Source organism: Aeromonas sp. R3-1 (assembly GCF_040908345.1).
In the GTDB taxonomy this organism is placed as follows: domain Bacteria; phylum Pseudomonadota; class Gammaproteobacteria; order Enterobacterales; family Aeromonadaceae; genus Aeromonas; species Aeromonas veronii.
On record NZ_JBFODN010000007.1, the window covers coordinates 1 to 13595 of the forward strand.

The 13595-nt window shown below is 60.3% G+C and carries 11 protein-coding genes, 1 tRNA gene and 1 riboswitch; of the genes, 6 read left to right on the plus strand and 6 right to left on the minus strand.

Annotation, left to right across the window (positions count from 1 at the left end; all coding sequences use genetic code 11):
* Positions 1 to 140: 140 nt before the first annotated feature.
* Positions 141 to 1589 (minus strand): catalase, encoded by a 1449-nt coding sequence (locus tag AB5Y85_RS00295; protein WP_368221040.1) that lies wholly within the window; start codon positions 1587 to 1589, stop codon positions 141 to 143.
* A 161-nt stretch (positions 1590 to 1750) separates the two neighbouring features.
* Between AB5Y85_RS00295 and AB5Y85_RS00300 the strand changes: the two genes are divergently transcribed.
* Both AB5Y85_RS00300 and AB5Y85_RS00305 read left to right on the plus strand, forming a co-directional pair.
* Positions 1751 to 2248 carry a GNAT family N-acetyltransferase gene (locus AB5Y85_RS00300; protein ID WP_139709545.1) on the plus strand — a complete coding sequence of 166 codons (498 nt, stop codon included), beginning with the start codon at positions 1751 to 1753 and terminating at the stop codon, positions 2246 to 2248.
* Between the two features lie 4 nt (positions 2249 to 2252).
* Positions 2253 to 3107 carry a GyrI-like domain-containing protein gene (locus tag AB5Y85_RS00305; protein WP_368221049.1) on the plus strand — a complete coding sequence of 285 codons (855 nt, stop codon included), beginning with the start codon at positions 2253 to 2255 and terminating at the stop codon, positions 3105 to 3107.
* 95 nt (positions 3108 to 3202) lie between these two features.
* Here the strand turns inward: AB5Y85_RS00305 and AB5Y85_RS00310 are convergent, their stop codons facing one another.
* On the minus strand, positions 3203 to 3790 hold the full coding sequence (locus tag AB5Y85_RS00310; RefSeq protein ID WP_005336432.1) for a superinfection exclusion B family protein: 588 nt from the start codon (positions 3788 to 3790) through the stop codon (positions 3203 to 3205).
* 171 nt (positions 3791 to 3961) lie between these two features.
* A riboswitch (yybP-ykoY riboswitch) is annotated at positions 3962 to 4068 on the plus strand.
* Positions 4069 to 4156: 88 nt separating this feature from the next.
* Between AB5Y85_RS00310 and AB5Y85_RS00315 the strand changes: the two genes are divergently transcribed.
* Positions 4157 to 5143 (plus strand): sodium:calcium antiporter, encoded by a 987-nt coding sequence (locus AB5Y85_RS00315; protein ID WP_368221042.1) that lies wholly within the window; start codon positions 4157 to 4159, stop codon positions 5141 to 5143.
* A 70-nt stretch (positions 5144 to 5213) separates the two neighbouring features.
* Here the strand turns inward: AB5Y85_RS00315 and AB5Y85_RS00320 are convergent, their stop codons facing one another.
* The 3 genes from AB5Y85_RS00320 to pepA form a co-directional block, all read right to left on the minus strand.
* Positions 5214 to 8066 carry a valine--tRNA ligase gene (locus tag AB5Y85_RS00320; RefSeq protein WP_368221043.1) on the minus strand — a complete coding sequence of 951 codons (2853 nt, stop codon included), beginning with the start codon at positions 8064 to 8066 and terminating at the stop codon, positions 5214 to 5216.
* 64 nt (positions 8067 to 8130) lie between these two features.
* On the minus strand, positions 8131 to 8586 hold the full coding sequence (locus AB5Y85_RS00325) for a DNA polymerase III subunit chi (RefSeq protein WP_040068777.1): 456 nt from the start codon (positions 8584 to 8586) through the stop codon (positions 8131 to 8133).
* A gap of 174 nt (positions 8587 to 8760) precedes the next feature.
* Complete coding sequence (pepA, locus tag AB5Y85_RS00330) at positions 8761 to 10269, minus strand: leucyl aminopeptidase (RefSeq protein ID WP_005336423.1); 1509 nt, start codon at positions 10267 to 10269, stop codon at positions 8761 to 8763.
* A 172-nt stretch (positions 10270 to 10441) separates the two neighbouring features.
* Between pepA and lptF the strand changes: the two genes are divergently transcribed.
* Entirely contained in the window at positions 10442 to 11554 is a 1113-nt protein-coding gene (gene lptF, locus AB5Y85_RS00335) for an LPS export ABC transporter permease LptF (protein ID WP_043821844.1), read from the plus strand.
* 25 nt (positions 11555 to 11579) lie between these two features.
* The gene (gene lptG / locus AB5Y85_RS00340) at positions 11580 to 12650 is read left to right on the plus strand and encodes an LPS export ABC transporter permease LptG (RefSeq protein WP_021231808.1); all 1071 of its coding nucleotides are present in this window, start codon (positions 11580 to 11582) and stop codon (positions 12648 to 12650) included.
* A 74-nt stretch (positions 12651 to 12724) separates the two neighbouring features.
* Here the strand turns inward: lptG and AB5Y85_RS00345 are convergent, their stop codons facing one another.
* Complete coding sequence (locus AB5Y85_RS00345; protein ID WP_005356740.1) at positions 12725 to 13258, minus strand: RDD family protein; 534 nt, start codon at positions 13256 to 13258, stop codon at positions 12725 to 12727.
* Between the two features lie 143 nt (positions 13259 to 13401).
* Between AB5Y85_RS00345 and AB5Y85_RS00350 the strand changes: the two genes are divergently transcribed.
* Positions 13402 to 13487, plus strand: a tRNA-Leu gene (locus tag AB5Y85_RS00350).
* Positions 13488 to 13595 lie beyond the last annotated feature (108 nt).

A 13595-nucleotide genomic window follows, 5' to 3' on the forward strand; every position in this document is an offset into this window, starting at 1 on the left:
TCGGCCTTGGCAATCCAGTCGCCCAGCTCGGGAGCGGTGCGCTTCTGGTGGATTAGCAGACCGAGTTCGGCCATCGCTTCGGCGCGGGCACCGTTATATGACCCCCTGTTTTGTTTTTGTAGAGTTTTCCTGCTTGCGGCTTAGCGCTGCAAGGCGGCCAGTGCCAGTTCGACTCGTTTGGCGTACTCGGGGTCGGCCTGCTCGAAGTGTTTGAGCTGGGCCGCGACGATGGCGTCATCTTCCACATTGATGAGGGAGCGGGCCAGGTTGGCGGCGAGCCGTGAACGCTGCCCCTCGTCCATGATGCGGAACAGGTTGCCCGGCTGGCTGTAGTAGTCGCTGTCGTAGTCACGGAAGTCGTAGTGCAGGGCGGCCCCCTCCAGGCTCAGCGCCGGTTCGTGCTGCTCGCTCGGCTGTTGGGTACCGAAACGGTTCGGCTGATAGTTGGGGCTGGCGCCGCCATTGCTGTCCGCTCGCATGGCACCGTCACGATGGGCGCCGTGATGGAACGGGCAGCGCGGGGCGTTGACCGGCAGCAGACCGTGGTTGACGCCGAGGCGATAGCGCTGGGTGTCTCCGTAGGAGAAGAGCCGCCCTTGCAACATGCGATCCGGCGAGAAGCCGATACCGGGCACCACGTTGGCCGGGGTAAACGCGGCCTGTTCCACATGGGCGAAGTAGTTGTCCGGGTTCTGGTTAAGCTCAAGCACACCCACCGGGATCAGCGGGTAGTCGCTGTGCGGCCACACCTTGGTGAGGTCGAACGGGTGGATGTTGTAAGTTTGGGCGTTGGCCTCCGGCATCACCTGCACATAGACCTTCCAGCGCGGGAAGTCGCCTCGTTCGATGGCGTTGTAGAGATCCGCCTGACTGGTCTCCCGATCCTGCCCGACGGCGGTGGCGGCCTCTTCATCGGTGTAGAAGCTGTGGCCCTGCTCGGTCTTGAAGTGGAACTTGACCCAGAAGCGCTCGTTCGCGTCGTTGATAAAGCTGAAGGTGTGGCTGCCGTAGCCGTTCATCTCCCTCAGGCTCTTGGGAATGCCACGATCGCTGAACAGTATGGTGACCTGATGCAGGGATTCCGGATGGCGTGACCAGAAGTCCCAGGCGGCGGTGGCGCTGCGCAGGTTGGTACGCGGATCCCGCTTCTGGGTGTGGATGAAGTCGGGGAATTTCAGCGGATCGCGGATGAAAAAGACCGGGGTGTTGTTGCCCACCAGATCCCAGTTGCCCTGTTCGGTATAGAACTTGAGGGCGAAGCCGCGCACGTCGCGCTCGGCATCGGCGGCGCCCTTCTCGCCTGCCACGGTGGAGAAACGCAGGAACACCGGGGTCTGCTTGCCGATGGCGTTGAACAGATCGGCTTTGCTGAACTGGCTGATGTCGTGGGTCACGGTAAAGGTGCCGTAGGCGCCCGAGCCCTTAGCGTGAACCACCCGCTCGGGAATGCGCTCACGGTCGAAGTGGGCGAGTTTCTCCATCAACCAGATATCTTGCATCAGGATGGGGCCGCGCGGGCCAGCGGTGAGGCTGTTGTTGTTGTCGACGACGGGGGCACCGTTGGCGCTGTGCAGGGTCTTGTCAGTCATGGCTTCTCTCCTTGTTGATATGGGGCCAGCCTACGGATCTGCGCCGTGCTCGGCCAATGGGCCTTTCCTCGCCCTTTGATAGGCAAGACAAATGGGTGCGGATAGGGGATGTTTCACTGCGCCGGATATTGCATGATGGAGGCTTCGAGAAGGAGCCTCATATGCAGATTACTATCCGTCATGCCGAACCCGCCGATGCCGCCGCCTTGCAGGATCTCTACGCCATGCCCAATGCCCAGGCGGGCACCTTGCAACTGCCTTTTCCGACCTTGGGGCTGTGGCAACAGCGGCTGGAACAGAGCGGTGTGGTGGCACTGGTCGCCGAGGTAGAGGGGCTGCTGGTAGGCCAGCTCTCGCTGCTGGTTGAGCCCAATCCGAGACGCAAGCATGTGGCCGGTATCGGCATGGGGGTACGGGATGACTGGGCTGGCAAGGGGGTGGGCTCTGCCCTGATGGCAGCGGCGCTGGATCTGGCCGATAACTGGCTCAACCTGCACCGGATTGAACTGACCGTCTATACCGACAATGAAGCCGCACAGGCGCTCTATCGCAAGTTCGGTTTCACTCAGGAGGGGCTGGCCCGCGACTATGCCTTCCGCCAGGGACGCTATGTGGATGTGTTCCATATGGCCAGAGTTGCGGGGGGCGCCAGTCGCTAACGGCATGGTCGATTATCAGGCCAGATTGCGCCCGGTGATCCGGGCGCTGGAGCAGAATCCCGAGCTCTGCCTCAGTGAGGCGGCCAGTCTCGCCGCGCTCTCCAGTTATCACTTTCATCGGGTCTTTACCGCCGTCACTGGCGAAACCCCGGCCGAGATGCAGCGTCGCCTGCGGCTGGAACGGGCGGCCCGCTCCCTCTGCTACAGTCGCGACCCGGTCACCGAGATCGCTTTTTCGGCCGGTTTTGCCAGCTCGCAAGCCTTTGCCAAGGCGTTTCGCAAGCAGTTTGCCATGACGCCGGGGACGCTGCGCCAGCAACCCTCACTGCTGCAATTGAGCAAGAATGGACACGCCGTTGCCCGTGAGGCTGGTTATGCTGAAAGCCGTTCCCATGACAGGAGGCAACCGATGAAAACCGAACAGATGGCGCCGCGTACCCTGGCCTATATCCGGGTAACCGGCCCTTACGGCACTGGCTACGAGCCGGTGTGTGACCAGCTCTACCAGTGGTCGGCCGCTCAGGGGCTGGCTGAAGGGGAGTGGATCTTTATCTACCACGACAACCCCGAAATCACCGCCCCCCAGCAGTGCCGCACCGACATCTGCGTCACCGTTCCGGCTGGCACCAAGGGCAGCGGAAATGTGGAGATCCAGCCATTGGCGGGCGGCCGTTATGGCCAGTCACGTTTCACCGTGACCGACCCGGCCCAATATCCCGCGCTCTGGCAACAGCATATCGGTGAGGTAGTGGCGGCCGGTTTCGAATTTGATGATCGACCCTGCTTCGAGCTGTATCACAGCTTCGATCCGGTGACCAAGGTTGCGGATGTGAGCTTTTGCTCCAGCCTCAAGGGGTAGGGTGCATAAGGGAAAGCTGAGCGATACATCATGTCGCGCAGAAATTAGAGAGCCGGACAGTGTCCGGCTCTTTTGCATCTGGCGGTTGGGGGCGTTTAGCGCTGGAACCCCTTCTGGGCGAACTTGGGACGGGCATTCATGATCTGCTCCACCTGCTCGTCGCTCATCTTGCCACGCGACAGTCCCAGCACCTTGTAGGTGAGCAGCGGTCGGGCGGGCAGGGCGATCATCAGGGCGCGGATCTGGTTCTCGTCATCCTTCTCCCGGGTCGGCTTGCCGTAGGCATAGGTGAGGACGCCGGCATCCATCAGGTTTTTGACGGCGGGTTCGGTGATCGGCAAGTTTATGACGCTTTTACGCTGCAGCACGAACTCGCGCAGCACCGCTTTCTCGTTGAAGTCGAGGAAGCCGATCATCTGGGCCAGCTGGTCCTGCTGACGGCGCGCCTGCCACTCTTCGCACGCCCACTCCCAAGCGATCAGGAAGCCCTGACTGCAGAAGTAGGAGATGGCGATCAGCATGCCGACCCCCAGCCAGGCCGCATGATCCGCAGCCCACTGGCTGACGGCCCCTTTCATCAGCCCGGCCGGAAACAGCAGAATGATGCTGCAGCAGAGTAACAACCAGACCATCAGCCAATTGAGGCGGTTCAGTTGATAGAAATGTTGGATCCACCGTTTCATTGTTCATCCTTCCCAAACTGTTGTGGATAGTGAACTACCTACAGCAATCGGTGTGCCAACAGCGCAATTGCGGCGGGGAGGGGCGCTGGTGAGGTTACATTCCCTTACAACTTATTGAATGAGTTGTCATTAATTTGCCTTGTGAGGCGGCGGTCGAGTTGGTAAAACGTCCCCTCAGTCATTGGGGAGTAGCAACCCGCCCGCATTCCGGGCCGGGCCCATGTCAACACTCTTGGATCCTCGCATCCATGGCATGGGCGGCGATAGGCACTATCGCTCTGCAAGACCTTTGGCCTCGATATGCACGCCAGCCGGGCGAGCCATGTCGGGTCCATCGGTTATTCTGCTCGCCTGGCGGTATCTATTATGTTGATTACCCTGCTGTTATTTCTCGTCTCTGCGGTCACCATCTACCTTGCCTGCGAATACTTCGTCAACGGCATCGAGTGGACCGGCCATCACTTCAAACTCTCCCAAAGCGCCACCGGTTCGCTGCTGGCGGCACTGGGTACGGCGCTGCCCGAGTGCATTGTGACCCTGACCGCCCTGCTGATGGGCAACACAACCGCCCAGCAGGAGATCGGCATCGGCGCCGCCCTTGGCGGGCCGCTGGTGCTGGCGACCATCGGCTATGCGGCGGTCGGCCTCACCCTGCTGCTTTGCATGGGGCGTACCGAACGGGCCATCGATGGCGAGGTACAGCGGGAAATCAGCCGGGATCAGTGCTGGTTTATCGGCATCTTTCTGATGGCGACCGCGCTGGGGCTGGTGGCCTTTACCGGCAAGAGCTGGCTGGCCCCGCTGTTTGTGCTGGTCTACCTCGTCTATGTAAGGCGCGAGCTGAAACAGACTGACTGCCACGAGGTCGAGCTGCCGGAGCCCCTCAAACTGGCTCCCGACGCGGGGATCCCGCCCCTTGGCAAGGTGCTGCTGCAGACGTTGGCTGCGCTGGTGATAGTCGCACTGGCGGCTCAGCTGTTCGTCCATCAGCTGGAGAGCATGGGCGAGCTGTTCGGCCTCTCGCCGGTGCTGGCAGCCCTGCTGCTGAGCCCGGTCGCGACCGAGATGCCGGAGCTGATGAACGTGCTGATCTGGGTGCGACAGGGTAAGAACCGGCTGGCGCTGGCCAATATATCCGGGGCCATGATGATCCAGGGCACTATCCCCAAGGCGTTCTGTCTGCTGTTTACCCCATGGCTGCTGGATGGCGCCATGATGGCCTCCTCGCTGGTGACACTGCTGGCAGTGGGCTTGCTCTGGTGGGGGTTCCGAAAGGGAGTGATGACCGCCGGGTGGTTGGCGCTGGTCGGCCTGCTCTATCTCGGTTTCTGCGGTTGGCTGTTGGTGAGCTGAAATGGGAATCGCGGATATGAAAAAGCCCCCTTGGGTCAGGGGGCTTTGCTGTCGCGGTTGGTCGCGGCGCTTACAGCGCGGCGATCTCGGCCTGCTGGGCTTCCAGCTTGGTCAGCTGGAGACGGTAATCTTCCAGCTTCTCGCGCTCTTTGGCGATGACCGCTTCCGGCGCCTTGGCAACGAAGGCTTCGTTGCCGAGTTTGCCTTCGATACGACCGCACTCACCCACCAGACGGGCAACCTCTTTGGCCAGACGGGCCAGTTCGGCATCCTTGTCGATGAGACCGGCCATCGGGATCATCAGCTCGGTGGCACCGATCAGCTTCTTCACTGACAGCGGGGCCACTTCACCTTCGCTAAGTACGCGGATAGATTCCAGACGGGCCAGGGACTTGAGGAAGGCCTCGTTGTCACCGGCGCGCTGGCTATCCTTGGCGTCGCACTTGAGCAGCACGTTCAGGGCCACGCTAGGGGCCACGTTCATCTCGGCGCGGATGTTGCGGATGCCGACGATAAACTCCTTCACCCACTCCTGATCCGCCATCGCGGCTTCGTCCACCTTGGCGGCGTCGAACTCCGGGAAGGCCTGAATCATGATGGTGTCGGCGTGTACGCCAGCCAGCGGAGCGACCGATTTCCAGATGGTCTCGGTGATGAACGGGATGATCGGGTGCGCCAGACGCAGCAGGGTTTCCAGCACGCTGACGAGCGTGTGGCGGGCAGCGCGCTGCTCGGCCTCGGAACCCTTGCCCAGTACCGGCTTGGTCAGCTCCAGATACCAGTCACAGAACTGGTTCCAGATAAACTCGTACAGCACGCCAGCCGCGATATCGAAGCGATAGGTATCGAGGGCGGTGCGGAAGTCACGGATAGCCACTTGCAGCTGGGACTGGATCCAGCGATCCGCCAGACTGAACTGCATCTCGCCGCCATTAAAGCCACAATCCTGATCTTCGGTGTTCATCAGCACATAGCGGGAAGCGTTCCACAGCTTGTTGCAGAAGTTGTTGTAGCCGTCCAGGCGCTTCATGTCCCAGTTGATGTCACGACCGGTAGAGGCCAGCGCCGCCAGCGTGAAGCGCAGGGCGTCGGTACCGTGGGCCTCGATCCCTTCCGGGAACTGCTTGGCGGTACGCTTGCCGATCTTCTCGGCCATCTGCGGCTGCATCATGTTGCCGGTGCGCTTCTCCAGCAGATCTTCCAGCGAGATGCCGTCGATCATATCGAGCGGATCCAGCACGTTGCCCTTGGACTTGGACATCTTCTGGCCCTCTTCGTCACGGATCAGACCGGTGATGTAGACGGTCTTGAACGGGACTTGCGGCTGGCCGTTTTCGTCCTTGATGAAGTGCATGGTCATCATGATCATCCGGGCAATCCAGAAGAAGATGATGTCGAAGCCGCTCATCAGCACGTCGGTCGGGTGGAAGGTCTTGAGTGCTTCGGTGTTGTTCGGCCAGCCCAGGGTGGAGAAGGTCCACAGGGCGGAGCTGAACCAGGTGTCGAGCACGTCTTCGTCCTGACGCAGGGTGGTCACGGACGGGATGCTGTGCTTGGCACGCACTTCCGCCTCGTCACGGCCCACGTAGACATTGCCGGCGTCGTCATACCATGCCGGGATGCGGTGACCCCACCACAGCTGACGGGAGACGCACCAGTCCTGAATGTCGCGCATCCAGGAGAAGTACATGTTTTCGTACTGTTTCGGCACGAACTGGATACGGCCATCTTCCACCGCCTCGATGGCGGTCTTGGCCATCGGAGCCACGCGAACGTACCACTGGTCGGTCAGCATCGGCTCGATGGGCACGCCACCGCGATCGCCGTACGGCTGTTGCAGTATGTGATCCTTGATCTCGTCCAGCAGACCCAGCTCTTCGAGCTTGGCCAGAATCGCCTTGCGGGCGGCGAAGCGCTCCAGACCGGCGAACTCTGCCGGCAGGGTTGCGTCATAGGCGGTGCTCGGGTTGCCGTTGGTATCGACCACTTCGGCCTCGGCACGCACGTGGGCGTCCAGAGTGAAGATGTTGATCATCGGCAGGCTGTGGCGCTTGCCCACTTCGTTATCGTTGAAGTCGTGGGCAGGGGTGATCTTCACGCAACCGGTGCCCTTCTCCATGTCGGCGTGTTCGTCGGCAACGATGGGGATCAGACGGTTCACCAGCGGCAGCAGAATGTGCTGGCCGATCAGTGCCTTGTAGCGAGGATCTTCCGGGTTCACTGCCACGGCGGTATCGCCCAGCATGGTCTCCGGACGGGTGGTGGCGACGATCAGGTAATCCTTGCCTTCGGCGGTCTTGGCGCCGTTGGCCAGCGGGTAGCGCAGGTGCCACATGTGGCCCTTGATCTCGCGGTTCTCCACTTCCAGATCGGAGATGGCGGTGTTGAGTTTCGGATCCCAGTTCACCAGACGCTTGCCGCGGTACATCAGGCCATCTTCGTAAAGACGAACAAATACTTCCTGCACGGCGGCGGAGAGACCCTCATCCATGGTAAAGCGCTCGCGCTCCCAATCCACGGAGTCGCCCAGACGGCGCATCTGGCGGGTGATGGTGCCACCGGACTCTTCCTTCCACTGCCAAATCTTGTCGATGAAGGCATCACGGCCGTAATCGTGGCGAGTTTTGCCCTCTTCTGCAGCGATCTTGCGTTCAACCACCATCTGGGTGGCGATACCGGCGTGGTCGGTACCAGCCTGCCACAGGGTGTTCTTGCCCTGCATGCGGTTGTAGCGGATCAGGGTATCCATCAGGGTTTGCTGGAAGGCGTGACCCATGTGCAGGCTGCCGGTGACGTTCGGCGGCGGGATCATGATGCAGAAGGAGTCTTTGCTGGTGTCGCCGTGGGGCTTGAAGTAACCCTGGGCTTCCCAGTGCTGATAGAGCGCCTGTTCGATGGCGTTGTGATTAAAAGTCTTTTCCATGGTCTCGCCGTAATCTGGATGGATGGAGTCTGGTGTTGATTCTTTATGGATCAATTGGTTGCAGTCAGGGCTGCGCCGGATCCGGTGCGGCAAGGACGGGCTGATCCCTCATTTCGAGGGTATGGCCTGCCTGGCGATAGTGCTTGTAGCGCTCGCGGGCTTGCTGCTTTTGTGTTTCGTCAGTGGGGACAAAATCTACCACTTGAGCGAAGTGTCCTGCAAACAAAGGTGTCGCAGTGGCCAGATTGATGAGGCGGGCGTAGCGCCGTTTCGGTGGCTGATAGCCGATCTCCACCGGGGCCATGCCGCTTTCGCCTTGCAGTTGGTGCGGCACGAAGCGCTCCGGCGGCAGTTGCCACAACAGCTCGTCCAGACGCAGGGCCTGGGCCTCATCGTTGCAGAACAGGTAGATATGGCCCGCGCCCCACGACTCGGCAGCAAGAGTGCAGGCCAGTCGCTCGACCGCAGAGGCCTGCGCGTCATCCTGTTCGCTCATCAGGTAAAAGGTCACTTGGCTCATCAGGTTGATCCCGTTTTGCGGTGACGGACTGTTGACCGCCTCATGAGGCTGACGGGGCGTTTCCCGTCCGCAGCTCACTGATTCAAGAATGAAACAAGGAAGAGGCGGGCCTCTTCCTTGTGGTTCAGGGTAACGCCAACCCTTCCGATGCAGCCATCGGCGGGGGCCGGAGAGTTACTCTTTTTCTTCGATATCCACGCCAGCCCGGTTCAGCAGGAACTGGGTCAGCAGGGGCACCGGACGACCGGTGGAGCCTTTATCCTTGCCACTCTTCCAGGCAGTCCCGGCGATATCCAGGTGGGCCCAGTTGTACTTCTTGGTGAAGCGTGACAGGAAGGCGGCCGCGGTGATGGTGCCGGCCGGACGACCACCGATGTTGGCCATGTCGGCAAACGGGCTGTCGATCTGCTCCTGATACTCGTCAAACAGCGGCAGACGCCAGGCGCGATCACCCGCCTGCTCGGAGGCGTTGAGCAGCTCGTGGGCCAGCGGGTTGTGGTTGGCCAGCAGACCCGAGGTGTGGTGACCCAGCGCGATGACGCAGGCGCCGGTCAGGGTCGCCACGTCGATCACGGTTTCCGGATCGAAGCGGTCCACATAGGTCAGCGCATCACACAGCACCAGACGACCTTCCGCATCGGTGTTGAGCACTTCGATGGTCTGGCCGGACATGGAGGTGAGAATGTCACCCGGACGATAGGCGTTGCCACCCGGCATGTTCTCGCAGCCTGCCAGCACGCCGATGACGTTGATCGGCAGTTGCAGCTGGGCCAGCGCATGCATGGTACCGAGCACGGAGGCGGCGCCACCCATGTCGTACTTCATCTCGTCCATGCCATCGGCCGGTTTGATGGAGATGCCGCCGGAGTCAAATGTCAGACCCTTGCCGACCAGCACGATGGGCTTGGCATCCGGATGACCCTTGTATTCGATGATGGCCATCATGGCTTCGTTGTCGGAGCCGCGGGCCACAGCCAGATAGGAGTTCATGCCGAGCTCGGCCATCTCCTGCTCGCCCACCACCTTGGTGGTGATGTTGTCGTAGGCATCGGCCAGACGACGGGCCTGGGAGGCCAGATAGGCCGGGTTGCAGACGTTGGGCGGCATGTTCGCCACGTCGCGGCAGACCCGCACACCCTTGGCCACGGCCAGACCGTGAGCGATGGCTTTTTCACCAATGGTCAGTTCCCGACGCGTCGGCACGTTGAATACCAGCTTGCGCAGCGGGCGACGTGGCTCGGCCTTGTTGGTCTTGAACTGATCAAAGCTGTAGAGGCCCGCCTTGGTGGTTTCTACCGCCTGGCGCACCTTCCAATAGGTATCCCGACCCTTGACGTGCAGCTCGGTGAGGAAGCAGACCGCTTCCATGGAGCCGGTTTCGTTCAGGGTGGTGATGGTCTTGTTGATGATCTGCTTGTACTGGCGTTCGTCGAGTTCCCGCTCCTTGCCGCATCCGACCAGCAGTACGCGCTCGCTGAGCACGCCCGGTACTTGATGCAGCAGCAGCATCTGGCCTGGTTTCCCTTCCAGGTCGCCACGGCGCAGCAGCGAACTGATATAGCCATCGCTGATCTTGTCCAGTTGTTCGGCAACCGGAGAGAGGCGACGAGGCTCAAATACGCCGACTACGACGCAGGCGCTACGTTGCTTCTCTGGACTGCCACTCTTTACACTGAACTCCATGGAATCTCCTACATCCTAAAGACAAAAGGCACCTTTTATTGAATAATGCGGTGCTTGTTGGGGTATCAGAGGCGGAGCGAACAGCCACAGGCTCCGCAGTTCAAACTGGTAAAAATCCAATATACGGCCCTATTTTTCAGGCATTCGACTAAAAACACAAGTTTACTTGGGAATGACTGTGATCGTTTTCCGATATTTGTTCAGGGAAACCCTGAAAACCCAGCTGGCAGTGTTATTCGTATTGCTGCTTATCTTTGTCAGCCAACAATTTATCAAGATCATCGGTGACGCCGCCGATGGCGAGGTGCCGACACGTCTGGTCTCCACCCTGCTGCTGCTCAACTTGCCCAATATGGCGTTGTTGATGCTGCCTATCAGTCTCTTTTTAGCCATTTTGTTTGCCCATGGTCGCCTCTACGCCGAAAGCGAGATGACGGTGATGCATGCGGTCGGCTTCAGCCACCGTTTCGTGATGCGCAGCGCCATGTTGCTGGCCTTGCTGACGGCGGTGGTCGCGGCGTTCAACACCGGCTGGATCGCCCCGCAGGCCAAGGAGCGCGAGTATCAGGTGATCGACGAGTTCAAGGCGGACCCGGGTATCTCCTTCCTGCAGGCGGGCCGCTTTATGGAGCTCGACAAGGGGCGTCTGGTTGCCTATATCCAGGATTTGAACGACAACGGCTCAAAACTGCAAAAGATCTTCGTGTTGCAGCGGGCGGAGGGGAACAATCCTCCCTCGGTGGTGGTGGCGACCGAAGGGGTGGTGACGGTCGATGAGAACGGCCTGCAGTGGCTGACCCTGATGGATGGCTCCCGCTACGAGGGGAACTTCTCCGGCAAGCAGTTCCAGATCTCCGATTTTCGCGAATATGGTCTGGTGATCCGCCAGCAGGAGATGGAGCGTTCCAACCGCAAGGCGGCGGCCAAGCCGACCATGGAACTGTTCGGTACTCAGGACAACGCCATGATGGCGGAATTGCAGTGGCGTATCTCGCTGCCCCTCTCCATTCCGGTGCTCACCCTGCTGGTGGTACCGCTGGCGCGGGTCAACCCCCGTCAGGGGCGCTACGCCAAGCTGTTGCCGGCCATCATGCTCTATCTCTCCTACTTCCTGCTGCTTAGCGCCGCCCGTTCGGCCATCGACAGCGGTCGGCTGCCCTACTGGCCGGGGATGTTCCTGGTGCCGCTCGGTTACCTGCTGTTTATCGGCCTGCCCCTCAATCTGCAGGGCACCAGCTGGTGGAACGGAGTGAAAGGGCGCTATTTCAACAGAAAATCAGCATGATGCTGCAACATAGGAACTTCTGCTGATGTTTGGCATTCTCGATAGATATATCGGTAGGGTCATTTTCATGTCGATCCTGCTGTGTGAAATCACGCTCGTTGGCCTTGCTGCGCTCATCAAGTATGTGGAGCAGCTCAAGTCGGTCGGTGACGGCAACTACGACATGATCAACGCCCTCTACTATGTGCTGCTCTCCATGCCCAAGGAGGCGGTGCTCTTCTTCCCGCTGGCCGCGCTGCTGGGTGGCCTGATTGGTCTGGGTCAGCTGGCGACCAGCTCCGAGCTGGTGGTGATGCAGGCGGCGGGTCGCTCCAAGATCAGTATTGTAATGGCGGCGCTCAAGACGGCGATCCCGCTGATGATCATGGTGGGGTTGATGGGGGAGTATGTGGCCCCCATCGCCAAGCGGATGGCCGATGACATCAAGGCGGGCGCGCTGTCCGAAGGTCGTCTGACGGTTTCCGCCTACGGGGTGTGGGCTCGCGATGGCAACAACTTCGTCAATATCAACGGGGTGCGTAATGATGGCGCCCTCACCGGTATCACCCTCTATCGCTTCACCCCCGAGCGCAAGCTGATCGACGTGGTGCAGGCGCAGGAGGGGGTGTTCGAGCGCCACCACTGGCTGCTCAAGCAGACCCAGGTTACCCGCTTCGACGATCCCGCGCAGATCCGCAGCGAGCAGCATGACAAGATGGAGTGGAGCTCAGAGTTGACGCCCAAGCAGCTGGGGGTGGTGAGTATCGACCCCGAGAACCTCTCGGTCTCCGGTCTGCTCGACTACATCGGCTATCTCGATGCCAACAAGCAGGATGCCGGTCGCTACAAGCTGGAGATGTGGCGCAAACTGCTGTCACCGCTCTCGGTGGTGGCGATGATCCTGCTGGCCTCCTCCTTCATCTTCGGCCCGCTACGCTCGGTGAGCATGGGGGCTCGGATGCTGATGGGGATCATGACCGGCTTCGCCGTCTATGTGAGCGATCGGGTGTTTGGCCCCATCAGTCTGGTCTATGCGGTACCGCCGATTCTGGCGGCTATCGCGCCCAGCCTGCTGTTTGGCGGCATCTCCTTCTACATCCTCAGCCGCAAGCAGTAATCCGCACGAGGTTATGAGGAAATGCAAAGAGGGCGCCTGTTGGTGCCCTCTTTCGTTGCTGCATTGCTCCGGTATTACTTGTTCAACAATTCCAGATTTGCCTCTTTGCTCAGCACGATCACTTCGCACTCGGCCCAGATATCCTGAAACGCTCGCGGACGTTGGCGGTTGAACAGGCACATCAGGTTGCCCAGGCCAAAGGCGGCGGTAGCGAGACGGATCAACGCCTGGGTAACGCGGATGTGGCTGCCATCCTCGTTCTGAATGCGCAGCCGCCAGGCGCGCATGCCGACGGTCTGGCCAGCGCGGGTCCAGAACCAGGTGTAGAAACCGCAGATGACGAAGGCGAGCCACAGGGTGTAGATCAGACTCAGGTGGTGGCGGGTCAGCAACCAGACGGTATCTTCACCCGCCGGTACGCTGGCCATGCCGGTGACCAGCAACAGCTTGGCGACACCCATGCCGATAAAGCCGGCGATGATCAGCAGCGAAGTCACCACCAGCGCATCATAGATCAGGGCGCCGAGGCGACGCATCAGACCCGCTGACGGGTATGGCTGAGTGGCGGGAGAGGGGGATTTTTGTTGGACTTTTTTAGGCTTGGCCATCGTTTTTATTCCATTAAGATGATGGCGGCATTCTATGTAACTGGCCCCGCATCGGCAAGGCGTTGAATAAATGAACAAACGGGAGTGTTCAATCGAAAAACACCTTGCATGGCATCGCGCCATTCGTATAATCCCTCGCAGTTGCCCGGGTGGCGAAATCGGTAGACGCAGCGGATTCAAAATCCGCCGGTGAATAACCGTGTCGGTTCGAGTCCGACCCCGGGCACCATCAAATTCATGACAAAAGGCCATCAGCAATGATGGCCTTTTGTTTTTTGGCGTTCCTGCACATTGGAGCGTTACTGTTGAGCTGGCAGTACTTCCCGTTACCTCTTGG

Bases quoted from the DNA above. Each gene is read 5' to 3' on its own strand.
- AB5Y85_RS00300 (WP_139709545.1), top strand. From the start codon at position 1,751: ATGCAGATTACTATCCGTCATGCCGAACCCGCCGATGCCGCCGCCTTG.
- lptF (WP_043821844.1), top strand. From the start codon at position 10,442: ATGACTGTGATCGTTTTCCGATATTTGTTCAGGGAAACCCTGAAAACC.
- lptG (WP_021231808.1), top strand. From the start codon at position 11,580: ATGTTTGGCATTCTCGATAGATATATCGGTAGGGTCATTTTCATGTCG.
- AB5Y85_RS00295 (WP_368221040.1), bottom strand. From the start codon at position 1,589: ATGACTGACAAGACCCTGCACAGCGCCAACGGTGCCCCCGTCGTCGAC.
- AB5Y85_RS00320 (WP_368221043.1), bottom strand. From the start codon at position 8,066: ATGGAAAAGACTTTTAATCACAACGCCATCGAACAGGCGCTCTATCAG.
- AB5Y85_RS00325 (WP_040068777.1), bottom strand. From the start codon at position 8,586: ATGAGCCAAGTGACCTTTTACCTGATGAGCGAACAGGATGACGCGCAG.
- pepA (WP_005336423.1), bottom strand. From the start codon at position 10,269: ATGGAGTTCAGTGTAAAGAGTGGCAGTCCAGAGAAGCAACGTAGCGCC.
- AB5Y85_RS00305 (WP_368221049.1), top strand. From the start codon at position 2,253: ATGGTCGATTATCAGGCCAGATTGCGCCCGGTGATCCGGGCGCTGGAG.
- AB5Y85_RS00345 (WP_005356740.1), bottom strand. From the start codon at position 13,258: ATGGCCAAGCCTAAAAAAGTCCAACAAAAATCCCCCTCTCCCGCCACT.
- AB5Y85_RS00315 (WP_368221042.1), top strand. From the start codon at position 4,157: ATGTTGATTACCCTGCTGTTATTTCTCGTCTCTGCGGTCACCATCTAC.
- AB5Y85_RS00310 (WP_005336432.1), bottom strand. From the start codon at position 3,790: ATGAAACGGTGGATCCAACATTTCTATCAACTGAACCGCCTCAATTGG.